Below are 26,477 nucleotides of genomic sequence, written 5' to 3'. Positions count from 1 at the left end.
CTCACCGACAAATATAAACTTTACTTTCATCAATCGTTTTGCCGAAGGTGATTGAGCATGAAAGTCCCTGTTGTTTATCGACCGCTACTTTTATTTCCGGCGGTACTTCATTGGTGCGAATAAAAAGCTGGCTTCCCTGGCCTACCACCCCAATATTGTGTCCATGAATATCCTCTACTTCGTAACCAAACGTCAGCGGTGAACCATCAGGGCGCTGCGCCCGGATATACCAGGGTTTGCGTTGGTCGGTATCAAACCTTGTCAGCACTACCGCTCCGCGGTACGGGGCGGCGCTGCGGCGGTTGCCTTGCAGGTCGGTTTCACTATTGGTGTTAGACACATCCAGCGTCAGGTGGTTTTCACGAAACGGCGTTAAACCGTCGTAGACCACCACACCATTACGGTTGGTCGTACGGTATTTTTGCCCATTTACATAAGCCCCTTCCAGACCCGGTGCATGCATTACAGCAAACGTTTCTGATAATCGATTGGCTAAATTCACACCACCAGACCAGGCCACAAGGCCACCCGAAATGCTGCCGCCAGCTTGCGTATATTTAGACGACTGGCTGTAGCTGCCGTTAAGCGTAGCAACTGGCGCATTCCACGTCAGATTGCCGCCCGCTGTTGTCTCGCTGTCCTGCCGTTGATGACTGAGATTCACCCCATAGTTAAACTGATCGCGACTGCCTGCAGTACCGGAAAGCCCGGTATTGTTAGACGCAAAACCATCATCATCAAAAGTCGTTGAGTTAGACACATACAAATGTCTGCGCGGAGCGCTAATATCATCTCCCCAGTCAAACGGAATGGAGATAAAGATGTTAAAACGTTTATCTTCGTGATGATCTTCATCGTAAGTCTGACTAGCTGAAAAGGTATAGCTAATCCGTTGCCAGCTATTGGAATAACTCAGTTGATAATCTTTGCTGCTACCGCTACGCCCCCAGTAATCTCGCCACAGCGTACTGAGCGAGAATGAACCCCAGCCTTGCGGCAGAGACTGGCTGACGTTGGCCGAAAAACTGTTCTTACGACCAAAATCATTCTGATAATAATCTGCAATGTCATACACATCGTTTTCATCACGACGGTAGCTATTTTTGTTATTGGCCCAGACATGATCGTTAAACGTGCGATAGTCTTTTGAAGAGTAGCGATACGCCGCTAAGCCAAAACGGGTGGCGGTTTGCGTCAAATACTTGTTGTAGGCAATCTGGTAGCTCTGCCCGTCAAACACATCACCGCTATCCTGCTTACTGTGGGACTGTGTTGCATCAACGGAAATCGCGCCAATACGCGTATTCCAGCCGGTACCCAACGTAAACGCATTGTAGTTATCCGCCAGCATGGTACCGCCGTACAGCGTTAACAGATTATTCAGCCCGTACTGATAGCTCATCTGTGCAAAGTCGGTCTGGTTACTGGCGCCTTCGATATGGCTACGCCCGGCGGCAAAATCATATTTTGAGACACCCGGCTGCAACATATTGGGCACCGCAGCATAGGGCACCAGATAGGTTGTTACCGATCCGTCCGCCTCTTTGATACTGACGTCAAGATCCGCACCGCCACCAGCCAACTGCAAATCAGCAATTGAGAACGGGCCAGGCGGAACCTCTTTCTGGTAAACCACAAAGCCGTTCTGCTCGATGGTGACCAACGCATTGCTTTGCGCAATCCCCTGAACCAGCGGCGTAAAATTCTGCTTTGAGTTTGGCAGCATCTGCATATCGCGATACAACCGTACGCCACGAAAGCGCACAGCATCAAAAATATCTGATGAGGTATACATATCCCCGGCACGCAGAGTGCCCAAAATTTGCGGGATGCCGCGTTCCAGATACAGGGTGTTGCTTTTCCACTCCCCGCTGCTGTCATCGGTTTTGTTATAGCTGGCATCAGAATGCAGCTGCCAGCCCAGCAGGTTTAACCCACTGGTAAAACGCGCATAGGTACTTTTGCTGTTACCAGAATCCTTATAGTCGCTGTAATACTGACTGGCATAATAGGAAGTATAGAAAGCATTGATGCCACGATCCCAATTCTCAGGAGGAACATACCCTTGCTCAAGTTCATCGACAAACGCCTGCGGAACGCTGAGATCCAGACGAAACGTGCCGATATTCCAGGCATAACTGCCCCCTTGCACCACCTGCTTTAGGGTTGGGCATTCATTCTGCTTGTCCAATGCTTGTATATTTATCCCCAGACGCGTTAATGCATCGCGGGATAGACAGGTGTCATCCGGATTATCCTTAACAGTAATATCATACTTACCACGCCACTGTTTATTGACGTAGATGTCAATATCATATTGGCCTGGCAGAGGTTGATTATCATCGAGGCGAAAATCAGAAACTTTCTCACCCTTCATTCCACCCATCATAAAATTTGTATCAAACGTTTCTTCTGCGGCATGGGCATCAATGCCAAGTAGCAACAGTAATACCGCCGAAGCAATCGGAGTCATCCTTAACATAACCAGCTCCTGTTATTTTAGGCTGACGTTATGGCTAATATAATTACCGTGATCGTCAATAATAGTCATTTTATACTGATTGGCATTAGCACTTTTTAATGCCACGTCTGTGCTGGAGAGCGGTGCAAGCATAATACTTTCGTTATTAATTTTAACATTATTAGCTTTTACTTCCGTCACCGTGACCCAGTTAGCGGCATCATTCTTAATGGAATAAATACTACCGCTACGTTTCATGGAAAGTTTCTGAAATGTACCTCTATTAACTGGGGCAATTCCTTTAGGCCGATAGAATAATTTAATGCGATTCTGCATTGCAAATTTCAATACATTTTTACCAGTACTGTCTGGATTGTTTGGTGGAATATCCAGTACATTAAGATAAAACAAACTTTCTTTATTATTTGGCAACATATTCGGCATTTTTTTAATTTTCAACTGCTGGCCAGAGTCCGCTGCTATCTTAGCCACTGGAGGAGTAAGCATAAATGGTACGTGAATTTTTTCCGGTGGTAACGATGTATATCCATCATCAATCCATGACTGTACCAGTGAAGACCGCACCCCCTGATTCGTCAATTGAACCAATACTTCTTTTTTTTCTGCCGGGTAGATAACGCGAGTGCCATAAATCACTATACCAGCATGGACGGGGTGCGTAGATGCAATTAATAAAGCCGTTAGAATCCATTTCATTTCGCGTTCGTCCTTTTTAATAAATTGCCGGTGAAGACACCGGCATAGAAATTTAGTCTGCAGAAACGGAAATGGTTAAAACCGAAGACAATGTCCCTGCGGTTACCGGGATATCAGAATTAAGACGAGCATATTTTGCTTTGAAATCCAGAGTATACTCAATTCCATCATTGGTTTCTTTTACTGTAAGCTCATTTTTTAGATTACTCTCTTCAGCATCTGTAATTTGCTTATCACCCAATGCTAAATTAAAACCAACACCGTTTGCATCACCAGACGTTTTATTCAGAACTCCGGATGTAAATTGTGCACCAGTAATTCTTACAGTATTTAATTCTGTACCTACTGGACACACAATAACCATTGGTGTTGAATCATCATCCCTCTTTTCGTCACCTACGGTAGCACCAGTAGACAAACCAGAAAAACGTGAAGCATCAATATTTGGCAGTGTAATAGTGCTTTTCGCATCGCTATTTTTAAAATAACAGGAACTATTTTCCACCGTACCATTGATGGTTAACGTGCCAATTTCATTGGCAGCAAAAGCCCCAGCGCTCATAAATACAGCAGACAGTACAGCAACAGAAATAATTGAACGTTTCATAATATCTTCCTTAATAAAATAATTTCTATTTGTTAAGAGGGTTAACTCTTGGATTTAAATTCGCACAACAAAAACGTTATCGCAATGTGAACGCGTTGTTTTGTTGATTTAAAACAAGTTACGAATTGCAATATAATTGCAACAAATAAGTGAAGATAAACACTATTTATACATTTAATAAATTAGCGTTATTAATTGTTGATTTTTATTTGTGATGATAATAAAAAAGCACTCATCATTCATATAAATGATGAGTGCTTAATATTAACGCTGAGATTCTTAGTCTAGTCGTAACGATTTAACACTATTTGCCGCAAAGAATCTCCAGGCACAGAAACGACCTCGGTCACGACACCCTTCGCCGGAACAGGATCCACATGACTGACATTTGAAAGATGAAGAGATTGACCACATTTCTGTTGAACGTTGTTATTCACGACGTCAGCACTACAGGTTGGTTCAACGACTCGCCCACTGATTGTTAAGGTCGCAGTATCGGAAGCGAAGGTAGGTGCGCTCATTCCATAAGTCAGAGCTATAATTCCCATCAGTAAACTTTTTTTCATTTTAATCGTTATTCCTGTGGTTAGCATCAAATAGCATACAGAGGACCTGTTCAGCAGATTATGGGCATAACACCCTATTTGAACCAATTGAAATTGTAGATTAATGAGATAGATTTGATCAATTATAATGATGCATCGAGGTGATTTATTCGGAAAAAGGCATGAATTATAAACGCAGAATGGACAATATCGTAAGATTTTTAAATTTAATATATTCACCGCATCAATAATACATTGATACGGTGAATATCTGTAATGCTATAAATTACACCGCGCGGAAGGCAATCTCGCCCGGAATAACTTCTCCTTGCCAGTAGAGCTGTGCAGCCACTCGTCCTGCCAGGTCGCGGTAAATAGCAGTAAATTCGCTGTCAGGGCGACTGATAACCGTCGGCGTACCACGATCGAGGTCCTCACGCAGAGAAATATGCAGCGGCATCTGTCCCAGCAGTTGGGTGTGATACTGCTCGGCCAGCTTCTGCGCCCCACCGGTACCGAAGATCGGTTCATGGTGACCGCAGTTGCTGCAAATATGCATACTCATATTCTCAACAATACCCAATACCGGCACTTCGACTTTTTCGAACATCACGATGCCTTTTTTCGCATCGATCAGCGCAATGTCCTGCGGCGTAGTGACAACAACCGCACCCGTTACCGGAATGTTCTGCGCCAGCGTCAACTGGATGTCACCGGTGCCCGGCGGCATATCCAGTACCAGATAATCAAGATCCGGCCATAAGGTTTCCTGCAACATCTGCAGCAGCGCTTTACTGGCCATCGGGCCGCGCCATACCATTGCGTTATCGTCAGTGACCAGATAACCAATGGAATTCGTTGCCAGACCATGAGACATGATCGGTGCCATGTGGGTACCATCTGGCGAGGTTGGACGCTGGTTTTCCGCGCCAAGCATTGTCGGGATAGACGGACCATAAATATCGGCGTCCAGAATCCCCACCTTCGCACCTTCTGCAGCCAGCGCCAGCGCCAGGTTCACGGCGGTAGAGGATTTACCCACACCACCCTTACCTGAACTGACGGCGATGATGTTTTTCACACCATTAATACCCGGCTGGTTTTTCACGCGTTTCAGCGTCGCGATGTTATGCGACAGTTTCCAGTCGATCGCTTTCGCACCGGTAATACGCAGCAGATCGGCGCTACATTGCTCTTTTAAGTCCTCAAACGCGCTATGCCAGACAAACGGCATGACCAGCTCAACGTGCAACGTGTCATCCATCCAGGCGACGTGGTGCAACGCTTTAAGCGTCGTCAGATTATGCTTCAGGGTTGAATGCTGAAAATTCGCCAGCGTCCCGGCAACCATGGCGCGCAGGGTCTCTGGTGATTTGGCCTGGGATTGTGCGTTCATCCCGACTCCTTTTTGTTGTTCTGAATATACAATAGTCACCAGGTAGTTTACTCCAACCGCAACAATTATTCATTTACGGATAAATGCCCTTATCGCTTGGCGCAGTAATTACCATTTTGGTACTATCAAAGCCCTTTTCACTACAAAAGAAGTAATTGCCCACTATGACTCAAGTCGCGAAGAAAATTCTGGTAACGTGCGCGCTGCCGTACGCCAACGGCTCAATCCACCTCGGCCATATGCTGGAGCACATCCAGGCTGATGTCTGGGTCCGTTACCAGCGAATGCGCGGCCACCAGGTTAACTTCATCTGCGCGGACGACGCACACGGTACGCCAATCATGCTGAAAGCACAGCAGCTTGGGATCACGCCAGAGCAGATGATCGGTGAAATGAGTCAGGAGCATCAGACTGATTTTGCAGGTTTTGACATCAGCTACGACAACTACCACTCGACGCACAGCGAAGAGAACCGTGAGTTGTCTGAGCTGATTTATACTCGCCTGAAGGAGAACGGTTTTATTAAGAACCGCACAATCTCCCAGCTTTACGATCCGGAAAAAGGCATGTTCTTGCCGGACCGTTTCGTTAAAGGCACCTGCCCGAAATGTAAGTCTCCGGATCAGTACGGCGATAACTGTGAAGTCTGCGGCGCAACCTACAGCCCGACCGAACTTATCGAGCCGAAATCCGTCGTGTCTGGCGCAACGCCGGTGATGCGTGACTCCGAACACTTCTTCTTTGATCTGCCGTCATTCAGCGAAATGCTGCAGGCGTGGACACGCAGCGGCGCGTTACAGGAGCAGGTCGCCAACAAAATGCAGGAATGGTTCGAATCCGGCCTGCAACAGTGGGATATCTCTCGCGATTCCCCGTACTTCGGTTTTGAAATCCCGAATGCGCCTGGCAAGTACTTCTATGTCTGGCTGGACGCGCCAATTGGCTATATGGGTTCATTCAAAAACCTGTGCGATAAGCGCGGTGACACCACCAGTTTTGACGAATACTGGAAGAAAGATTCCGACGCCGAGCTGTATCACTTCATCGGTAAAGATATCGTTTACTTCCACAGCCTGTTCTGGCCTGCCATGCTGGAAGGCAGCAACTTCCGTAAGCCGACCAACCTGTTCGTACACGGTTATGTGACGGTGAACGGCGCGAAGATGTCCAAATCTCGCGGCACCTTCATTAAGGCCAGCACCTGGCTGAAGCACTTCGATGCCGACAGTCTGCGCTATTACTACACCGCGAAGCTTTCTTCACGTATTGATGACATCGACCTGAACCTGGAAGACTTTGTCCAGCGCGTTAACGCCGATATCGTCAACAAAGTAGTCAACCTGGCATCCCGTAACGCCGGCTTTATTGCTAAGCGTTTTGACGGCGTTCTGGCGAATGAACTGGCCGACCCGGCGCTGTATAAAACCTTCACCGACGCCGCAGCGGTGATTGGCGAAGCATGGGAAAGCCGCGAATTTGGTAAAGCGATCCGTGAAATCATGGCGCTAGCCGACGTGGCAAACCGCTACGTTGACGAACAGGCACCGTGGGTCGTGGCTAAACAGGAAGGCCGCGATGCCGACCTGCAGGCGATCTGCTCTATGGGTATCAACCTGTTCCGCGTGCTGATGACCTACCTGAAACCGGTTCTGCCAACGCTTGCTGAACGTGTTGAAGCTTTCCTGAACAGCGAACTGAGCTGGGATGCCATTGAGCAGCCACTGCTCGGCCACAAGGTCAACACCTTTAAAGCGCTCTACAATCGTATCGACATGAAACAAGTTGAAGCGCTGGTTGAAGCGTCGAAAGAAGAAGTGAAAGCAGCAGCTGCACCGGTTACCGGCCCGCTGGCTGATGACCCGATTCAGGAAACCATCACCTTTGACGATTTCGCCAAAGTTGACCTGCGCGTAGCGCTGATTGAAAACGCCGAGTTCGTGGAAGGTTCCGACAAACTGCTGCGTCTGACGCTGGATCTCGGTGGTGAGAAACGTAACGTCTTCTCTGGTATTCGTTCTGCGTATCCAGATCCGAAGGTCCTGATTGGCCGCCAGACCATTATGGTTGCCAACCTGGCTCCTCGTAAGATGCGCTTCGGCATTTCCGAAGGGATGGTGATGGCCGCAGGTCCTGGCGGGAAAGATATCTTCCTGTTAAGCCCGGATGAAGGTGCAAAACCAGGCCAACAGGTGAAGTAAATCAAACATCTCAAGCGCTGCAACTGCAGCGCTTTTTTTTGCTACGCAAGTGCTTCCTCTAATCTCAACCCCTGCTCCATTTTCGGACTGCTTCGTTGTTAATATTAGATTTATTCTATACTGCTCTGGTATCAAGATAGTCTGAGCTCACCAGATTCGTGGACGTTATTATTTAACATCCGATATTCATGAAATGGAGTTTTACATGAAAGCGTTACAAAAATTATTTTTTCTCGCCGTGGCATCGATTGTGGTTTTTTCCCTGGCGGGATGTGGTGATAAAGAAGAGACAAAAACATTCAATGCCAACCTTAATGGTTCTGATATCACCGTCTCTTACACCTATAAAGGTGATAAAGTCCTGAAGCAAATCTCCGAAAGTAAAATTAGCTATGCGTCAGTCGGTGCCAGCAATAAAGAGGAGGCAGCAAAAGTATTCGACGCATTAAGCGCCAAATATCAAAACATTACTGGCATAGAAGAAAAACTCACCTATTCAGATACCTACGCGCAAGAAAATGTCACTATCGATATGGAAAAAGTTGATATAAAAGCGTTGCAGGCTATTTCAGGGATGAAGCTATCTGAAAACGCCGATAAAAACATCAGCATGAAGCAAATGCAAACGGTAATGGAATCGGCGGGTTTTAAAGAAGTGAAGTAAACCATCGGCGACCCGATGTTAATCGGCGTCGCCCATTTTTTCTTTATGGCTTCGCGTTATGTACCCGTGATGTCAAACCACGCAGAAAATAACGCAGGAACTGATCGCCGCATTCGCGATAGTTCTTATGATCAGGTGCACGCATCATGGCGGTAATTTCCGGCATCGACACACGGAATTTCTGCTCGGTCATAATAGCCAGAATATCGTCGGTTTTCAGCGAAAAAGCGATACGCAGCTTTTTCAGCACCGTATTGTTATTAACACGACGCTCCAGCGCCAGTTCCGGTGCAGAATCATCTTTACCACGCAGATGATAAATCAGGCCGTTTAAAAAACCGGAGAGAATGATATCCGGGCAACGAACAAACCCTGCTTCATCTTCTTTTGTCATCCAGGTATCGAAACCTGCGGAGGTGGATTCCATGTCAGCAAGCGCAAGAATACGCACCATGTCGTTATTGTTCGCTTTTAGGGTGTAGCGCAGGCTACGAAGAATATCGTTACTTAGCATAGAGCCTTCAACTGTCGGTGATGCAATGGCGCGCAGTGTATCAGTTTTACAGTCCAATCGCCTCTTTTAGACTTTTAAGATAACGACGACTCACCGGAACGGTCAGTCCGTTACGCAAAATCAGTTCCGCCTGACCGTTGTCTTCCAGACGGATCTCCTGCAATTGCGCCATATTCACCAGATATTGCCGATGACAACGCAGCAGAGGAGTACGGCTCTCCAGCGTCCTGAGCGTCAACTCAGTGAAACCTTCTTTACCATCACTGCTCGTCACATACACACCACTCATGCGACTGCTGATAAACGCCACATCATCCATTTGCAGCAAATAAATCCGACTATGGCCGCTGCACGGAATAAACTTCAGTGCCTGCTGATTTTCTGGCAGCAGTGATACATCCTGCTTGGTGCGCTCCTGACGCAAACGGATCAGCGTTTTTTCCAGCCGTGTTTCTTCAATCGGCTTGAGCAGATAATCAAACGCATGTTCTTCGAAGGCTTTCACCGCATACTCATCAAAGGCGGTCAGAAAAACAATGTATGGACGATGCTCAGGATCAAGCATACCAACCATTTCCAGGCCGCTGATTCGCGGCATCTGAATATCAAGGAACAGAACATCCGGACGCAATTTATGCACCGCGCCAATGGCTTCCACCGCATTCGAACATTCACCGACAATCTCGATGTCGCTTTGCTCTTGCAACAGGATCCGCAGATTCTCCCGGGCTAACGGTTCGTCATCGACAATCAGCACTTTGATCATGCCAGTTCCTCCAGAGGAAGTCGTAAAGTGATTCGGGTAAAGCGGTCAGGTTCACACGCTACGCTGATGCCAAAATCATCGCCAAACCGCTCGCGCAGTCGTTTATCGACCAGATTCATACCCAGTCCACTGGCTTCTGAGGTTGGCTGATACAGCCCAGCATTGTCTTCAATATCCAGCATCAGATATTGCCCTTCGCGACGGGCGGTAATCGATACTTCACCGGTATCCAGTAACTGAGAAGTGCCGTGTTTGATGGCATTCTCCACGATGGGCTGCAGAGTAAAGGCGGGTAATTGCTGATGCGAAAGTTCTTCTGGCACCGTCAAGGTCACCTGAAGACGCGACTGGAATCGTGCCTTTTCAATTTGCAGATAAGCATTAACGTGTTCAATTTCATCGGCCAGCGTCACAATTTCCGACGGGCGTTTTAAATTTTTACGAAAGAACGTCGACAGATACTGCACCAGTTGGCTGGCCTGCTCGCTATCGCGTCGGATCACAGCTTTGATGGTGTTAAGTGCATTAAACAGAAAATGGGGATTGACCTGGGCGTGCAGGAGTTTTATTTCCGACTGCGTGAGCATCGCTTTTTGCCGCTCATACTGCCCGGCCAGAATCTGTGCCGAAAGCAGTTGGGCGATCCCTTCCCCCAGCGTACGGTTGATCGAACTAAAGAGGCGGTTTTTGGCTTCATACAGTTTGATGGTCCCCATTACCCGCTGGTTTTCACCTCGCAGAGGGATCACCAGCGTCGAGCCTAATTTGCATTGCGGGTGCAAAGAGCAACGGTAAGGAACTTCATTCCCATCGGCATACACCACCTCTCCGGTTTCAATCGCGCGTTGGGTATATGACGATGAAATAGGTTTTCCGGGTAGATGGTGATCGTCACCAATACCGGTAAATGCCAGCAGTTTCTCACGATCGGTAATCGCCACCGCACCGATATCCAGCTCTTCATACAGCACCTGAGCAACCTTCATGCTGTTAACCTCGTTGAACCCCTGGCGTAAAATACCTTCCGTTGAGGCGGCAACTTTGAGTGCTGTGGCGGAAAAAGCGGAGGTATATTTTTCAAACATCGCCCGTTTATCGAGCAAAATACGCATAAACAAGGCGGCGCCCACGGTATTGGTTACCATCATAGGTGCGGCAATATTGCTGACCAACCGAAACGCATCGTCAAACGGACGGGCAATTAATAAGATGATCAGCATCTGCACCAGTTCGGCGACAAAGGTAATCGCCCCCGCAGTCAGCGGACTAAAGACTTTATCGGTACGACCACGACGGGTGAGCACGCTGTGCACCAGCCCGCCGAGCAACCCTTCCACAATGGTCGAGATCATGCAGCTAAGCGCTGTCATCCCACCCATAGAATAACGATGCAAACCGCCGGTAAGACCAACTAAGCCACCGACCACCGGGCCGCCAAGCAGCCCGCCCATCACCGCGCCAATAGCGCGAGTGTTAGCAATAGAGTCATCGATATGCAGCCCGAAATAGGTGCCTAAAATGCAGAAAATGGAAAAAGTAACATAGCAAAGCAGTTTATGCGGGAGTCGGATAGTCACCTGCATCAGCGGGATAAACAAACGCGTTTTGCTCATGAGCCACGCGATAACGAGGAACACACACATCTGCTGAAGCAGCAGCAACACCAGATTAAACTCGTACATACCCGCCAACCACACATCACTTAAAAGCGCGTAACATACATGGGCTGCGTGTAACTTTCTTTGAAGTGTTGCAAAAAAAGACGAATTTGTGAGAACGATCACTCGAAAGCGCGAGCATGGTTACAAATTCACCCATTCATAGATCAAAAAACAGACAAAACTACCTAGTTCGCAAAAGAGCGTCTAAAGTAAAACTGGGACCTCGCGAGCAAGAGTGAGACGACGATGGCGCTTTACACAATAGGTGAAGTGGCTTTGCTTTGTGATATCAACCCTGTCACTTTACGCGCGTGGCAGAGGCGTTACGGATTACTTAAACCGCAGCGGACAGACGGCGGGCATCGCCTGTTTAACGATGCAGATATTGACCGGATCCGCGAGATAAAACGCTGGATAAACAACGGTGTCCAGGTAAGTAAGGTTAAAATGTTGCTCAGCAATGAGAGCATTGATGTGCATAACGGTTGGCGTGAACAACAAGAGACGCTGTTGAGCTATTTGCAAAGTAATAATCTGCATAGCCTCAGACTATGGATCAAAGAGCGTGGCCAGGATTATCCCGCACAAACGCTCAACACCCATTTGTTCATTCCGTTACGCCGACGTCTGCAATGCCAACAGCCGATCCTGCAGGCGTTACTGGGGATCCTCGACGGCGTACTGATCAACTACATCGCGATTTGTCTGGCCTCAGCACGTAAGAAACAGGGGAAAGATGCTCTGGTGGTTGGCTGGAACATTCAGGATACGACCCGCTTATGGCTGGAAGGTTGGGTCGCCAGCCAGCAGGGATGGCGCATTGACGTCCTTGCCCATTCGCTGAACCAACTGCGACCGGAGCTGTTTGAAGGTCGCACCTTGCTTGTCTGGTGCGGCGAAAACCAAACGCCCGCTCAGCAGCAACAGCTGAATGAATGGCGCGCGTTAGGTCACGATATTTATCCACTCGGCATTTAATATTCTATTAACAAATAGTGTACAATCCTTGAATTCACATAAGGAGTGCATAATGAGCGCAGCTAAAATCGGTGTCATTACCCTCTTCCTGCTGATGGCCATCGGCGGTATCGGCGGTGTCATGCTGGCAGGTTATACCTTTATTTTACGTGCCGGGTAAGATGTCTCGCTAATTTCTCAAACCCGCGGTCAACAATTACCGCCGCCAGCGCGACCAGCAGCGCCCCCTGAATCACATAGGCGGTATTGAACCCACTCAGCCCGATAATAATCGGCGTACCCAGCGTGTTCGCCCCAACGGTTGAGGCGATGGTTGCGGTGCCGATATTAATAATCACCGACGTGCGAATCCCGGCCAGAATCACCGGGGCCGCCAGCGGCAACTCGACTTTACGCAGCCGCTGCCCCTGACTCATGCCCATTCCGCTGGCAATATCCATCACGCTGGGTGAAATTCCGCCGAGTCCCGCCAGCGTTGCCTGCAAGATCGGTAATACGCCATACAGGATCAACGCGATAATTGCCGGTTCAGGACCAAATCCCATCACCGGTACGGCGATCGCCAGCACAGCAACTGGCGGAAAGGTCTGTCCCACGGCGGCGATGGTTTCCACCATGGGCCTGAATTCCGCGCCCCAGGACCGGGTTACCGCTATACCGGCCCCGGTGCCAATAAGTACGGCAATCAGGCTTGAAATCCCCACCAGGCCAAAATGGCTCAGTGCCAGCACCGCAAAACTTTCCTGCTGATACACGGGACGCGGTAGCGCCGGAAATAGCGCACTGAACAAGGCCTGACTATGAGGCAACCCAACTAACAGGACCAGAAACAGGACAATAAGCCATAACAACGGATCAGCAAGACGTTTCACGGGTCGGCATCTCGGAAAGCAAATCACGAAAATGAAGCGTCCCGCAGGACACCCCCTGCAGGGTCACGACCGGCAAGACGTCGCAACCGCGCGCTACGAACACCGACAACGCATCACGCAGCGTCATTTCATCTACCAACGGTTCACCGGCGGTGTGTTCACCGCGACGGATAAAATCCCCTACCATGCGAAGCGACAACAGACGTACGCCCAGTTCACTACGGCCAAAGAATGTTTGCACGAATTCGTTCGCCGGTGCAGTCAGCATCGACAGCGGCGTGCCTTGCTGTACTACCTTTCCTGCATCCATCAGAACCAGATGCTCCGCCAGCCTTAGCGCCTCGTCGATATCATGCGTCACCAGCACAATGGTACGCCCGAGCAGACGATGAATACGCGTCATCTCCTGCTGCAGCGCACCGCGGGTGACCGGATCCAGCGCGCCAAAAGGCTCATCCATCAGCAGTACCTGCGGATCTGCCGCCAAGGCACGCGCCACGCCGACCCGCTGCTGTTGCCCGCCAGACAGCTGATGCGGATAACGATGGCGCAAACTTTCCTCAAGACCCAGCAGCGCCATCAGTTCGTCTGTTCGGTCATCAATACGTGAACGCGACCACTTTTGTAGCTGCGGCACCGTGGCGATGTTCTGCGCGACGGTCCAGTGGGGAAACAAGCCAATAGACTGAATCGCGTATCCCATGCGCCGCCTTAACTCCAGCACCGGCAGGCTGCGGATCTCTTCCCCAGCAAAGCGAATCTGTCCGCTGTCATGTTCAACCAGCCGATTGATCATTTTCAGTGTGGTGGATTTCCCGGAACCTGACGTGCCAATTAACACCGAAAAGCTGCCCTCCCCCAACCGCAGATTAAGGTCGTCAACGGCTGTTTGCTGACCATAGGTTTTACTGACATGGCGAAATTCAATCATTGTTTGTTACCTTCAACAGCACGAGCCCTAAATCAAACAGCGCATCAATCAATATCGCCAGTACCACAACCGGGATCACGCCCAGCAACACTAAATCGACGGCGCTACTGAGCAATCCCTGAAAGACCAGCGCGCCAAATCCCCCTGCGCCAATCAGCGCGGCAATCACCGCCATTCCCACCGTTTGCACCATCACTACCCGTAAACTGCGCAAGAAGACCGGCAATGCCAGCGGGAACTGCACCGAGAAAAACCGCTGTCGCGCGCTCATTCCCATCGCTCGGGCGCTTTCCAGCACATCGCGTGGAACCTGATGCAATCCAGCTACTACGCCGCGCACCAGCGGTAACAGCGCATACAGCACCAACGCAATAAGCGCAGGCGTCAGGCCGGTTCCGGCGACGCCGAGTGAACCCAGCAAGGGAAAATGCTTCACCAGCCCGGCAAGGGGCGCAATCAACAGGCCAAACAGCGCGACGGAGGGGATGGTTTGGATGATATTCAGTACTGCAAAAACCGGTCCCTGACGGGCGACAGAGAAAGCACACCAGATGCCCAGCGGTACGCCAATCACGAGTGCGGGCACCACGGTAGCGAACAGAATTGTCAGATGTTGTGCCAGGGCGTCGTTAAAAACATCCTGGCGGTTGGCATACTCTTTAAGAAGGGAAAGATCGTTAAACGTGCCGGAGAACAAAAGCACCAGCGGAAAAATAAACATTTGCGCGTGCAAAAGCCAGCGCCATGACGCCTGTTCGGTGATGCGACGAATGGCGTCACTGGCGGCCAGCAGCATCAGTCCTAGCCCCAACCAGAACCCGCTGCCCAGGCTGGTTCTGGCCAGTGGACTTCCCGTCTGGGCCAGATACGTTGCCGTTGTTCCTGCGGTTACCAGCGCTGCTATAACCAGCAACTGGCTAATAACAAGCGTCAATATATTGCCGGGCTTTCCCGGTACAAAGCACAGAAGAAACAGCAGCAAACAGGCTACTGCCAATCCCCACGCCATGTCGGGCCGGATATCCCAGAGTTGGCGCCCCTCACCAGAGACCAGGCGATTAGGCGCATAGCTAATGAAAGGCAGCGCTGCCGCCGCGAAGGTAAGAAGTACCAGTAACAACAGCACCCGATTAACTGAAATCTTTGACAAAACACCCACCTGCTGCAAACTCCGTTACTTCACCCATCCTTTTTGCTTCAGGTAGTCTGCTGCAACTTTTTTCGCATCCAGCCCCTCCACGGCAATACTGGCATTCAGCTGCTGCAACGTTTTTTCATCCAGGCTGGCAAAAACCGGTTGTAGCCATTCTCCCATTTGCGGGTAGTCTTTCAGCACCGATTCACGCACCACGGGTGCTGGCGCATAAATGGGCTGGACACCTTTTGGATCGCTTAAAGTTTGCAGACCGAGCGCCGCAACCGGGCCATCGGTGCCATAAGCCATCGCCGCATTGACGCCAGAAGTCTGCTGCGCCGCCGCTTTAATCGTCACCGCGGTATCCCCTCCTGCCAGCGACAACAGCTGGTTTTGATTCAGTTTGAAATCATAGGCTTTTTCAAACGCAGGCAGCGCGTCAGCCCGCTCGATAAATTCAGCAGAGGCGGCAAGTTTGAACGTTCCGCCGTCTTTCAGGTAACGGCCTAAATCAGCAAGGGACTCAAGCTTGTTCTTTTGCGCGATATCCTGGCGTACTGCAATGGTCCAGGTATTGTTGGCAGGAGCAGGCGTTAGCCAGACCAGCTTATTTTGCTCTGCGTCCAGCTTTTTCACTTTCTCGAATCCGGCCTGCGCATTTTTCCACGCGGGATCATTTTCATCTTTAAAAAAGAATGCGCCATTACCGGTATATTCCGGATAAATATCCAGCTCACCGGAGGTGATTGCCCCACGCACCACTGGGGTAGTACCCAGCTGTACTTTATTGACGGTTTTCACGCCATGGCTTTCGAGCACCTGCAAAATAATGTTGCCGAGCAGCGCCCCTTCGGTATCGATTTTTGAACCGACCGTGACGGGTGACGCGGCCTGTAAGGGCAGGCTTATCGCGGCTAACAGCGCCAGCGAACCCACCGATACTTTTGAGATTATCATGCTGTACTCCTCATCCTTTTGCGGCCCTTTTCAGAGACTTGAGGAAAAAGCATAGTCGAAAAATCAAGCCTTAACCTGGCTATTGGGTGGTAACGCTGAGAGTTATTAGCGGTAAGGCGATAATAAAATAAAAAAAATCCGGCAAACCCAATATGAATTTGCCGGGTGGTACGATTTAGTCGGCCTGATAAGCATTGCGCCATCAGGCCTGCTGCATGAATTTACTCGTCAATTAAAGCAGTTCGAATTCGCCCTGCTTCACTCTGGCGGAATCCACACCGATAAAGACGTTAAACTTGCCAGGCTCTGCATCGTATTTCATCTGCTGATTCCAGAATTTGAGCGCTTCAATATCAATCGGGAAGCTGACGGTCTGGGTTTCACCTGGCTTAAGATTCACTTTTTCAAAACCTTTCAGCTGTTTTACCGGACGACTCATGGAGGCGGTCACATCCTGTAAATACATCTGAATCACCGTTGCACCTTCGCGCTTGCCGGTGTTGGTCACCTGCACGCTGGCCGTCACGGTTCCGTCACGCTTCATCGTCGGAGAAGAGAGCTTCACATCAGAAACCGTAAACGTGGTGTAGCTCAGGCCATAACCAAAGGGATACAACGGACCATTGGCTTCATCAAAGTAGCGCGACGTGTACTTGTTCGGCTTATCGGCGTTATACGGACGACCGGTATTGAGATGGCTGTAATAGACCGGGATCTGTCCAACAGAGCGCGGGAAAGACATCGGCAGCTTGCCTGACGGATTGTAATCACCAAACAGCACATCGGCGATGGCGTTACCGCCTTCCGTCCCGGCAAACCAGGTTTCGAGGATCGCATCGGCTTGTTGATCTTCCTTAACCAGCGCCAGCGGACGACCGTTCATCAACACCAGAACCAGAGGTTTACCCGTGGCTTTCAGCGCAGCAATCAGGTCACGCTGACTTTGCGGAATGGTGATATCGGTGCGGCTGGAGGCTTCATGCGCCATCCCCTGCGCTTCACCGACTACCGCGACAACCACATCAGATTGCTTCGCGGCGTTAACGGCTTCATCGATCATCGCCTGTGGCGAACGAGGGTCAACCTTCACCGCTTCTTCATACAGGTTGAGGAAATCAACAATGCCTTTGTCGTTGGTGATATTCGCCCCTTTGGCGTACAGCACTTTGCCCTGATCGCCGACGGCATGTTTAATCCCCGTCAGTACCGTTACTGACTGATCGGCAACACCAGCGGCGGACCAACTGCCCATCACATCACGCTTGCTGTCGGCCAGCGGACCGACAACCGCCACGGTGGCGGATTTTTTCAGCGGCAACGTTTCCAGACGGTTTTTCAGCAGCACCAGGCTTTCACGCGCCACTTCACGCGCCTCTTTGCGATGCAAACGGCTTTCTGCGTTGGTGTCCTGTGGGTCAGATTCTTTGGCTCCCAGATGGCTGTACGGATCGTTAAACAGCCCCATATCATATTTCACGTTCAGCACGTGGCGCGCGGCGTCGTCCAGCTCCGCCATCGTCACTTTGCCGGATTTAATCAAGCCCGGCAGATATTTGCTGTAATACTCATCGCTCATACTCATGTTGATGCCGGACTTGATCGCCACACGCACCGCATCTTCAGGATCGGAGGCGGTACCGTGCTTAATCAGTTCCTTAATCGCGCCGTGATCGGAAACGGTAATCCCCTTAAAGCCCCATTCATCTCGCAGCACGTCTTTTAACAGCCAGGCGTCTGAGGTTGCAGGCGTACCGTTTAGCGAATTAAGACCCACCATCACCGCACCGCTACCGGCATCCAGCCCAGCTTTGTACGGCGGCATATAGTCGTTGAACAGACGCTGCGGGCTCATATCGACGGTGTTATATTCCTTGCCACCTTCAACCGCGCCATAGGCGGCGAAGTGCTTGACGCTGGTCATCACCGAATAGCGATCCGCTGGGCTTTTCCCCTGCATCGCTTCCACCATGGTTTTACCCATCGTAGCCGTTAAATACGTGTCTTCACCAAAACCTTCCGAGGCACGGCCCCAGCGTGGATCGCGAGAGACATCGACCATTGGCGCCCAGGTCATATTCAGACCATCATCGGCAGCTTCGTACGCGGAAATACGGCCAACGGTTCTGACCGCATCGAGATTAAAAGAGGATGCCAGGCCGAGACTTATCGGGAACACGGTACGCTGGCCGTGCAATACGTCGTAGGCAAAAAAGAGAGGAATTTTCAGGCGGCTGAGCTCCATCACCTGATCCTGCATTTTGCGGATATCCTGGCGCGTGACGGTGTTAAAAATTGCCCCAACCTGCCCGTCTTTGATCATCTCGCGGATGGCTTCTTTCGGGTTATCAGGCCCGACGCTTATCAAGCGTAGTTGCCCAATTTTCTCATCCACGGTCATCTGTTTAAGTAAATCGGTAACGAATGCATCCCGCGCTTCTGGCGTCAGAGGATGGTTACCAAACAGCGTGTCCGCCAGCGCTGGTTGCAACGCCAGACTCACCGCGACACCTACAGAACATAGCCATTTCATGTTGATTCTCTCTTTATTTTTTCCCGACGAGGCAGCGAAAATATAACAAAAACCGCAGTTTGCCGTAAGACTAAACGGGAGCGATAAAGAAAGCTAAGGTTATTCTCCTAATTTTCGAAACCAACGCGACTCAGTGGAAGACAACCCAGAGACAATGTGAATGAGAAAGCGTATTGTCATACAAAGCGCTATGCTTGTTTCTGATATTGAGTCCCACCACAAGGAGTGGAGAATGTCTTCCATTACAACAGATAATAAAGCTTTTCTGAATGAACTGACCCGTCTGGTAGGTCATTCACACCTGCTCACAGACCCTGCTAAAACCGCCCGCTATCGCAAGGGATTCCGCTCCGGTCAGGGCGATGCACTCGCCGTGGTGTTCCCTGGCTCGCTTTTAGAACTGTGGCGCGTCCTCAACGCTTGCGTCGCCGCAGATAAAATTATCCTGATGCAGGCCGCCAACACTGGCCTGACCGAGGGCTCTACGCCGAGCGGTAATGATTACGATCGCGAGATTGTCATTATCAGCACCCTGCGCCTTGATAAGCTGCACGTCATCGGCAAAGGCGAACAGGTGCTGGCCTATCCCGGCACCACGCTTTATTCACTGGAAAAAGCGCTCAAACCGTTTGGCCGCGAGCCGCATTCGGTGATCGGATCTTCCTGTATCGGCGCTTCAGTGATTGGCGGTATTTGTAACAACTCCGGCGGCTCGCTGGTTCAGCGCGGTCCGGCATACACGGAGATGTCGCTGTTTGCGCGTATTGACGAGCAGGGTAAATTACAGCTGGTTAACCATCTGGGTATCGAACTGGGCCAGACCCCGGAACAGATCCTTAGCAAACTTGATGACGACCGTATCAAAGATGACGATGTGCGCCACGATGGACGTCATGCACACGATCACGACTACGTTACCCGCGTCAGAGATATTGAGGCGGACACGCCCGCTCGCTATAACGCCGACCCGGACCGGTTGTTTGAATCATCCGGTTGTGCAGGCAAGCTCGCGGTTTTTGCTGTGCGTCTGGACACCTTCGAAGCCGAAAAAAACCAGCAGGTCTTTTACATCGGTACCAACCAGCCAGAGGTGCTGACGGAGATCCGCCGTCATATTTTGGCAAAATTTGAGCATCTGCCGGTCGCCGGTGAATATATGCACCGCGATATTTATGACATCGCTGAGCAATACGGCAAAGATACGTTTCTGATGATCGACAAGCTCGGCACCGACAAAATGCCGTTCTTCTTCACCCTGAAAGGTCGCACCGATGCGATGCTGGAAAAAGTGAAAATTTTCCGTCCGCATTTCACCGATCGGGCAATGCAGAAATTTGGCCATTTGTTCCCCAGCCACTTACCCGCGCGCATGAAAAGCTGGCGCGATAAGTATGAACATCACCTGCTGTTAAAAATGGCCGGTGGCGGCGTGGCTGAAGCGCAAAACTGGCTAAGCGAGTTTTTCAAAACCGCTGAAGGCGACTTCTTTGCCTGTACGCCGGAAGAAGGCAGCAAGGCGTTTTTGCATCGCTTTGCGGCGGCTGGCGCGGCGATTCGTTATCAGGCAGTACATGCCGATGAAGTGGAAGATATTCTGGCGCTGGATATCGCACTGCGTCGGAACGATACCGAATGGTACGAGCATCTGCCTGCAGAGATCGACAGCCAACTGGTGCACAAACTCTATTACGGCCACTTTATGTGCTACGTCTTCCATCAGGATTACATCGTGAAAAAAGGCGTGGATGCGCATGCGCTGAAAGAGCAGATGCTGGAGCTTCTGCACGAGCGCGGAGCACAGTATCCGGCAGAGCATAACGTCGGACATCTGTATAAAGCACCGGAAACATTAACCCGTTTTTACCGCGAGAATGACCCCACCAACAGTATGAATCCGGGGATTGGTAAAACGAGTAAGCAAAAGTTCTGGAAAGAGTCGTAAACCAGAAAAAGATAAGCGCCACCGGGCATGTTACCGGGGGCGCTTCGCTTGCCCGGCCTACAGCCACATTAGTTTTGTGCAGGCCGGATAAGACGTCTTGTTTAATCGTTCTGTGCGGTTTGCTCGCCCGTCGCCGAACCTGCCGCCGCCATCTGCGCGGCTTTTTGCTTTTTATAGCTCAGCGCCGCCGCCGGAACCGGCATCACCTTGCCCGTTTCAATCCAGGTTCGTAAACGGCTGGCATCGGCAAAGTGGGTATATTTACCGAACGCATCCATCACCACCAGCGCCACCGGTTTGTTATTGATCACCGTGCGCATCACCAGACAGTGTCCTGCCGCATTGGTAAACCCGGTTTTGGTTAACTGAATATTCCAGTTATCGCGGTATACCAGATGGTTGGTGTTACGGAATGGCAGCGTATAAGCCGGGTTGGCAAAGGTCGCCATATCTTCACGCGTGGTGCTTAACTGGCCAATCAGCGGATACTGCTTGCTGGCGATCAGCAGCTTGGTTAAATCACCAGCGGTCGATACGTTATGAATCGATAAGCCAGTTGGTTCCACAAAGCGAGTCTGAGTCATGCCGAGCGCTTTCGCTTTGGCATTCATGGCCTTAATAAACGCGTTATAACCGCCAGGGTAATGATGCGCCAGGCTCGCCGCCGCACGGTTTTCTGATGACATCAGCGCCAGCAACAGCATGTCTTTACGGCTAATTTCACTGTTCAGTCGCACACGAGAGTAGATGCCTTTCATTTCCGGCGTCTGACTGATATCAACTTTCAGTTTCTCATCCAACGGCAGTCGTGCATCAAGCACCACCATCGCGGTCATTAATTTGGTAATCGACGCAATCGGACGCACAAGGTCCGGGTGGTTCGAATAGATAACTTTGTTGGTATTCAGATCAACAATCATCGCGCTACCGGACGCTATCTCAGGTTGAGAAGCCGCTGCGGTAGTTGCCGTTTTAGCCACGGCTTGGGGTGCAAAAGGAACGGCCAGCACCAGGGCAAGGCTTAATAATGAAACTCGGAATTTCAGCATGATGAGATTTCTGATAATGGTTCACGCACGTCACAACGCACACCGCCAGAGACTAAGTATTATCTCAAGCTAGCTCAGGCATCATAGCGATCCAGCAGGTTTGCCGCCACAGGAGAATCGTCTCGAAATGCTGCGTTGCTGACTTTTACGTCAACAACGCAGTGCAGACAGGTTTACCCGTCAGAATAATCGATAGCCGTAACCCCACAGGATTACCGTAATCGCCAGCAGAACTTCCAGTACCAGCACACCGATCGCCAGCGTCGAACTGGAAAAGCTCAGGCCTTCCTCTTTAGAGATGTTCAGGAACGTCGGTATGCCGAGATAAAGTAAATAGCCGGTGTAAAATAGCGCGATCGTTCCTACTAATGCACACAGCCAGACCAGCGGATAAAGTGCGACCAATCCGCTTAAAAACAGCGGCGTCGCGACATATCCTGCAAAGACCATACAGTGGGCCAACGACGGACGCAGCGGGTAATTACGTGCCATCCACCAGATAACCCGGCCCATGACAGCGACGCCTGCCAGCATGACCCCGTAAAACAGAATTGCCATCGCAAATCCGGTCAACAGAGATAACTTCAGGATATTGCCATCACCAAAATTCCAGCCGATTTGCGTGGTACCGATAAATGCGCAAACAACCGGGATTGCCGCCATCAGCAGTACATGGTGGGTATAGTGATGCGAAACACTTTCGTTTTCGCTGTTGATCACGTGCATTTCACGATCGGGATGGGAAAACAGCCCCCAGACATGGTTCATACCGCCCCCTTCTTGTCAGCTCCGGACCTCAACACTTCAAGTATAATTCAGCTTTTGATTATTTTATGTACACATGAAAAATACCGAAGCGCCGGGTAAAAAGTGTGTAAGCCGTAGGCTTGATAAGCGAAGCGCCGAAGCGCCATCAGGCATTAGGGAACTGAACGACGTTAAGCGCTACTATGCGTCTTTTCCGGCATCAAGTATTCATTGGGTGTATGCTATGACCAGTGGAGGTCATACAACGTATGGATATAACGCATTATGTTGCGCAATACGGCTATGCTGCGTTAATCATCGGCAGCCTGGCAGAAGGTGAAACCATTACCCTGTTAGGCGGCGTCGTGGCGCATCAGGGAGTCCTGAAATTCCCGCTGGTGGTGCTCTCGGTCGCGCTGGGTGGGATGATTGGCGATCAGTTGCTCTATTTACTCGGACGTCGTTTTGGCGGCAAAATTCTGCGTCGTTTCTCGCGCCATCAGGCGAAAATTCATTATGCGCAGAAAATGATCCAACGACGTCCTTACCTGTTTGTTGTCGGTACTCGCTTTATGTACGGCTTTCGCGTTATTGGTCCCTTACTGATTGGCGCCAGTCACCTGCCGCCGAAGATCTTTTTACCGCTGAATATTCTTGGCGCGTTTGTCTGGGCATTGCTATTTACCACCCTCGGCTACGTCGGTGGTGAAGTGATCGCGCCGTGGCTGCACAGCCTTGACCAGCATATCAAGCATGGCATCTGGCTGGTGCTGGTTATCGGGATAGTCGCGGGCGTCCGCTGGTGGATGAAACGCCGAAGCACGCGTAAAGCGCAATGAAGATGGCCCGACAGCGGAACACCGGCGGGCCGAACAATCAGGATGCGTGATAACCGCCACCCAGCGCGCTGGTCAACTGGATTGAGGCATCCAGCCACTGCCCTTGTAAAAGCAGACCGTTGCACTGCTCACGTAATGCCGGGATCTTTGCCTCGCTGACCCTGGAGCCCGCAATAATACCCGCATTAAAGCGCGCCTGTGCCAGCCCCACTACGCGCTGAGCGTCATGTTCAATCTGCTGCTGATGCTGATTTTTCTGCGCCAATGTTTCTACCTGCGATGCCGCACGTGCCACGTCATTCACCGCATCCACCACAGCTTTGTTGTAATTCGCCACCGTCAGATTACTTTGCGCTTTCGTTATATCGAGATTCGCATTCAGCCTGCCACTGTCAAAGATAGGCAGCGTCAGCCCGGCGGTTACGCCCATTTGCTGCGCGGAATGGCGGAACAGGTCACTCAGATGTAACGCATCCTGTTGTAAAAATGCCATCAGATTCACATCGGGATAAAACGCCGCTTTCGCCGCATCAATGCTACTCAGCGATGACTCAATGTACCAGTGAGCCGCCTGCAAATCTGGTCGACGGGCAAGCAGCGAATAACCTAGCTGGGACGGGAGCTGACTTTCAACCACGGGCAGTTTGGTCGAATGGAGCTTCAGGGCAACGGACTGCGAGTTGCTCAACGCGCTTAGGCGCGCCTCAATCACCTTCATTTTACCGCTGACATCATTCAGCTGCTGCTCTGTTTTGCTGGAATCGATATCGGTTTCGACGCCTTCCACCGAAGAAGTGAGGCCGTTTTGATACAGTTGACGATCGACGGTAATCACGTTTTGCTGCTCAGTTTCGATTTGCGTCAGCACGGTTTTCAGCGCCGCCTGCGTCTGCCATTCCCAGTAAAGACGGGAGACACCGCTCGCCAGCAGCTGCCGGGTTTGCTCGCGCTCAGCCTCACGCGCCTTAACGGCTCCTATACGCGCAGTCACTTCGGCCCGATTCTTACCCCACAGATCCAGATTCCAGCCGGCGGTTAAACCAAAGGTACCGTTGGTGTACCACGGCCCTGTATTTCCATCCAAATCAGTAGCAAACGGTCCCATCAGTCCTTCTGCTGACATTTTCTGACGCTCAACGTCTGCGGAGAAGTCGATCTCCGGGCCATCCTGCGCTTCCACGGCCTTAGCCTGCGCCTCCGCCAGTTGAATGCGCTGTTCCGCGACCTGCATATCAGGAGAATTTCGCAACGTGCTGTCAATCAACGCATTAAGCTGGGGGTCGTGATATGCCTTCCACCACTGGCTGTCCGGCCAGCCATTTTTTAACGCGGCAGGCAATGTGGTATCGACATTTGCGGCAGGCGTCTGCTGTGACAGAGACTGGCGGTCATCATGCATCGGCGCGCATCCAGACATCAGAACAAAAAGCGGCAACAATGCCGTCGTGACAAACACAGAATTACGATTCATGGAGATATACAGGTAAGAAAAGATGTGCAGAGATTACGACTTGTCGCTGTTGCTTTTTTAGTTACGCGTGGCAATACATCTTTGGCAATAAAAATATATAATCAGAAAAATATACACCTTGTGAATAATATAGATTAAATAATTTTAATAATTAATGGATGGAGATGTTATGTCACAGAATATCTATGACGATCCTGAGTTCTTTGCCGGATATGCCACGCTGGATCGTTCAGTAAAGGGACTCGACGGCGCGCCAGAATGGCCGACAATACAAGCGATGCTCCCCTCTCTTCAAGGCAAAAACATTCTTGATTTGGGCTGTGGATATGGTTGGTTTTGCCGCTACGCGCGCGATAATCAGGCAGCCAGCGTAATGGGACTGGATATTTCACAAAAAATGTTAACCCAGGCACACAGTATGACGCAGGGTAATGGCATCGTTTATCAGCGTGAAGATCTCGAAACGCTAACCCTGTCCCCAAATTCTTTTGACCTGGTTTATAGCTCGCTTGCCCTGCACTATTTGCACGATATAGAACGATTATTCGTAACCATTTACCAGTCATTAACACCAGGCGGTATGTTAGTTTTCTCTGCCGAGCATCCAATTTATACCGCACCGCTTAATCAGGGCTGGATAAAAGATAAAACCGGGCAGCAGTCCTGGCCGGTTAATCATTATCAGCAGGAAGGTGAGCGCATCAGTAACTGGTTTGCTGAAGGCGTCAAAAAACAGCACCGTAAGCTGGCGACCTGGATTAATGCGCTGATTGCCGCCGGATTCGAGATCGTTTGTCTCGATGAATGGGGACCTTCCGGGCAACAGATTGCTGAAAACCCGGCTTTAGATGAAGAAAAAGAGCGGCCGATGGTGTTTCTGCTCAGCGCACGTAAACCAGCATAACAACGCCCCCAGGCAGAATGATTGATACTTTCCTATACTCAATCTGAACTTACCAAAAAAAGGAAAGTTAATGAAAATTCTGCTGTGGGTAATTCTGATTATTTTTCTGATTGGGCTATTGGTGGTAACAGGCGTGTTTAAGATGATTTTTTAAAAAAGATTACTCCGGTAGTAATGAATTTGTTGCCTCCGGTGTATTGCTACGTTCACCTTATGTTTTTCACTTCTCTGAAACAATACTGCCTGTGAACGTGTTAAGGGTACTATCGCCGTACCCTTAACAATCCCGGCTCCCGGCGGGAAAATTGTTGCTACGCAATACCCTCCGCTTATTCCTCCAGGCTACCGGGCCGGGCGCGAGGAAGCGTCCTTGCAAAGCGCGCCCTGAGCCAGCATCCATGCTGGCTCTCCCGGCCTTACGGAAACACGTCGGCAATTTTCAGCCGGACCAGTCCACACCTGACCATCTGCGTTTTTTTGTTTAAATAGCAAAACGGGTTTCAATGGAAGTCAGAGAGTTGAAGCGATGACCCCGGTCCGGCTGAAAATCGATGAGGCGTTGACGTCTGGCCGGGTCTGCCCGCAGGGATGCG

Annotated in this window: 24 protein-coding genes; 8 read left to right on the top strand and 16 right to left on the bottom strand. The window is 50.5% G+C overall.

Annotated elements, in window-relative coordinates; translation table 11 throughout:
• Position 1 precedes the first annotated feature (1 nt).
• The 5 genes from OGY37_RS03540 to apbC form a co-directional block, all read right to left on the bottom strand.
• Positions 2-2,482: a fimbrial biogenesis outer membrane usher protein gene (locus OGY37_RS03540; RefSeq protein ID WP_126317699.1), complete on the bottom strand. Its 2,481-nt coding sequence runs from the start codon at positions 2,480-2,482 to the stop codon at positions 2-4.
• Positions 2,483-2,494: 12 nt separating this feature from the next.
• Complete coding sequence (locus OGY37_RS03535) at positions 2,495-3,178, bottom strand: fimbria/pilus periplasmic chaperone (protein WP_286620086.1); 684 nt, start codon at positions 3,176-3,178, stop codon at positions 2,495-2,497.
• 52 nt (positions 3,179-3,230) lie between these two features.
• Positions 3,231-3,785 (bottom strand): fimbrial protein, encoded by a 555-nt coding sequence (locus tag OGY37_RS03530; RefSeq protein ID WP_286620085.1) that lies wholly within the window; start codon positions 3,783-3,785, stop codon positions 3,231-3,233.
• Between the two features lie 284 nt (positions 3,786-4,069).
• Positions 4,070-4,351 carry a DUF2574 family protein gene (locus OGY37_RS03525; protein WP_126317697.1) on the bottom strand — a complete coding sequence of 94 codons (282 nt, stop codon included), beginning with the start codon at positions 4,349-4,351 and terminating at the stop codon, positions 4,070-4,072.
• A 265-nt stretch (positions 4,352-4,616) separates the two neighbouring features.
• Entirely contained in the window at positions 4,617-5,726 is a 1,110-nt protein-coding gene (apbC, locus tag OGY37_RS03520; RefSeq protein ID WP_003027343.1) for an iron-sulfur cluster carrier protein ApbC, read from the bottom strand.
• A gap of 164 nt (positions 5,727-5,890) precedes the next feature.
• Between apbC and metG the strand changes: the two genes are divergently transcribed.
• Both metG and OGY37_RS03510 read left to right on the top strand, forming a co-directional pair.
• Positions 5,891-7,924 (top strand): methionine--tRNA ligase, encoded by a 2,034-nt coding sequence (gene metG, locus OGY37_RS03515; protein WP_286620082.1) that lies wholly within the window; start codon positions 5,891-5,893, stop codon positions 7,922-7,924.
• Between the two features lie 205 nt (positions 7,925-8,129).
• Entirely contained in the window at positions 8,130-8,588 is a 459-nt protein-coding gene (locus OGY37_RS03510) for a YehR family lipoprotein (RefSeq protein WP_125112583.1), read from the top strand.
• Positions 8,589-8,631: 43 nt separating this feature from the next.
• On the opposite strand, the gene OGY37_RS03505 is transcribed toward OGY37_RS03510, so the two are convergent.
• The 3 genes from OGY37_RS03505 to OGY37_RS03495 are packed head-to-tail and all read right to left on the bottom strand — an operon-like array spanning position 8,632 to position 11,550.
• On the bottom strand, positions 8,632-9,102 hold the full coding sequence (locus OGY37_RS03505; RefSeq protein ID WP_003834454.1) for a YehS family protein: 471 nt from the start codon (positions 9,100-9,102) through the stop codon (positions 8,632-8,634).
• A 46-nt stretch (positions 9,103-9,148) separates the two neighbouring features.
• Entirely contained in the window at positions 9,149-9,868 is a 720-nt protein-coding gene (gene btsR, locus OGY37_RS03500) for a two-component system response regulator BtsR (RefSeq protein WP_003834456.1), read from the bottom strand.
• The gene (locus tag OGY37_RS03495) at positions 9,865-11,550 is read right to left on the bottom strand and encodes a sensor histidine kinase (RefSeq protein ID WP_003834458.1); all 1,686 of its coding nucleotides are present in this window, start codon (positions 11,548-11,550) and stop codon (positions 9,865-9,867) included. Before OGY37_RS03495 ends, btsR begins: the two co-directional genes overlap by 4 nt.
• A 225-nt stretch (positions 11,551-11,775) precedes the next feature.
• On the opposite strand from OGY37_RS03495, the gene mlrA reads away from it, so the two are divergent.
• Together mlrA and OGY37_RS03485 are read left to right on the top strand one after the other, a co-directional pair.
• On the top strand, positions 11,776-12,507 hold the full coding sequence (gene mlrA / locus OGY37_RS03490) for an HTH-type transcriptional regulator MlrA (protein WP_003027351.1): 732 nt from the start codon (positions 11,776-11,778) through the stop codon (positions 12,505-12,507).
• A 52-nt stretch (positions 12,508-12,559) separates the two neighbouring features.
• The gene (locus OGY37_RS03485) at positions 12,560-12,667 is read left to right on the top strand and encodes a protein YohO (RefSeq protein ID WP_003027354.1); all 108 of its coding nucleotides are present in this window, start codon (positions 12,560-12,562) and stop codon (positions 12,665-12,667) included.
• On the opposite strand, the gene OGY37_RS03480 is transcribed toward OGY37_RS03485, so the two are convergent.
• From OGY37_RS03480 to bglX, 5 genes are all read right to left on the bottom strand, one after another.
• Positions 12,648-13,379 (bottom strand): ABC transporter permease, encoded by a 732-nt coding sequence (locus OGY37_RS03480; RefSeq protein WP_128316781.1) that lies wholly within the window; start codon positions 13,377-13,379, stop codon positions 12,648-12,650. The genes OGY37_RS03485 and OGY37_RS03480 overlap by 20 nt on opposite strands.
• Positions 13,363-14,310: an ABC transporter ATP-binding protein gene (locus OGY37_RS03475; protein WP_149281512.1), complete on the bottom strand. Its 948-nt coding sequence runs from the start codon at positions 14,308-14,310 to the stop codon at positions 13,363-13,365. The genes OGY37_RS03480 and OGY37_RS03475 overlap by 17 nt, the downstream gene beginning before the upstream one ends.
• Positions 14,303-15,469, bottom strand: a complete 1,167-nt coding sequence (locus OGY37_RS03470) for an ABC transporter permease (protein ID WP_286620080.1) — start codon at positions 15,467-15,469, stop codon at positions 14,303-14,305. The genes OGY37_RS03475 and OGY37_RS03470 overlap by 8 nt, the downstream gene beginning before the upstream one ends.
• A gap of 15 nt (positions 15,470-15,484) precedes the next feature.
• Positions 15,485-16,402 carry a glycine betaine ABC transporter substrate-binding protein OsmF gene (osmF, locus tag OGY37_RS03465; protein ID WP_063940510.1) on the bottom strand — a complete coding sequence of 306 codons (918 nt, stop codon included), beginning with the start codon at positions 16,400-16,402 and terminating at the stop codon, positions 15,485-15,487.
• Positions 16,403-16,634: 232 nt separating this feature from the next.
• Complete coding sequence (bglX, locus tag OGY37_RS03460; protein WP_286620078.1) at positions 16,635-18,932, bottom strand: beta-glucosidase BglX; 2,298 nt, start codon at positions 18,930-18,932, stop codon at positions 16,635-16,637.
• A gap of 232 nt (positions 18,933-19,164) precedes the next feature.
• Between bglX and dld the strand changes: the two genes are divergently transcribed.
• On the top strand, positions 19,165-20,874 hold the full coding sequence (dld, locus tag OGY37_RS03455) for a D-lactate dehydrogenase (RefSeq protein ID WP_003834473.1): 1,710 nt from the start codon (positions 19,165-19,167) through the stop codon (positions 20,872-20,874).
• 101 nt (positions 20,875-20,975) lie between these two features.
• Here dld and pbpG read toward each other — a convergent pair whose 3' ends face one another.
• Entirely contained in the window at positions 20,976-21,923 is a 948-nt protein-coding gene (pbpG, locus tag OGY37_RS03450; RefSeq protein WP_286620076.1) for a D-alanyl-D-alanine endopeptidase, read from the bottom strand.
• A gap of 180 nt (positions 21,924-22,103) precedes the next feature.
• On the bottom strand, positions 22,104-22,691 hold the full coding sequence (locus tag OGY37_RS03445; RefSeq protein ID WP_286620074.1) for a Yip1 family protein: 588 nt from the start codon (positions 22,689-22,691) through the stop codon (positions 22,104-22,106).
• 248 nt (positions 22,692-22,939) lie between these two features.
• Between OGY37_RS03445 and OGY37_RS03440 the strand changes: the two genes are divergently transcribed.
• Entirely contained in the window at positions 22,940-23,509 is a 570-nt protein-coding gene (locus OGY37_RS03440; protein ID WP_003834476.1) for a DedA family protein, read from the top strand.
• A 37-nt stretch (positions 23,510-23,546) separates the two neighbouring features.
• Here OGY37_RS03440 and mdtQ read toward each other — a convergent pair whose 3' ends face one another.
• Entirely contained in the window at positions 23,547-24,980 is a 1,434-nt protein-coding gene (gene mdtQ / locus OGY37_RS03435) for a multidrug resistance outer membrane protein MdtQ (protein ID WP_126317690.1), read from the bottom strand.
• 169 nt (positions 24,981-25,149) lie between these two features.
• Here mdtQ and OGY37_RS03430 point away from each other — a divergent pair, with 169 nt between their 5' ends.
• Together OGY37_RS03430 and yohP are read left to right on the top strand one after the other, a co-directional pair.
• The gene (locus tag OGY37_RS03430; protein WP_125112591.1) at positions 25,150-25,884 is read left to right on the top strand and encodes a class I SAM-dependent DNA methyltransferase; all 735 of its coding nucleotides are present in this window, start codon (positions 25,150-25,152) and stop codon (positions 25,882-25,884) included.
• 70 nt (positions 25,885-25,954) lie between these two features.
• Positions 25,955-26,038: a small membrane protein YohP gene (gene yohP, locus OGY37_RS23465; RefSeq protein ID WP_015572324.1), complete on the top strand. Its 84-nt coding sequence runs from the start codon at positions 25,955-25,957 to the stop codon at positions 26,036-26,038.
• Positions 26,039-26,477 lie beyond the last annotated feature (439 nt).

The sequence above is a fragment of the Citrobacter sp. Cpo030 genome (genome assembly GCF_030333005.1).
Taxonomy (GTDB): domain Bacteria; phylum Pseudomonadota; class Gammaproteobacteria; order Enterobacterales; family Enterobacteriaceae; genus Citrobacter; species Citrobacter portucalensis.
This window is presented reverse-complemented; position numbering and strand designations above follow the sequence as displayed.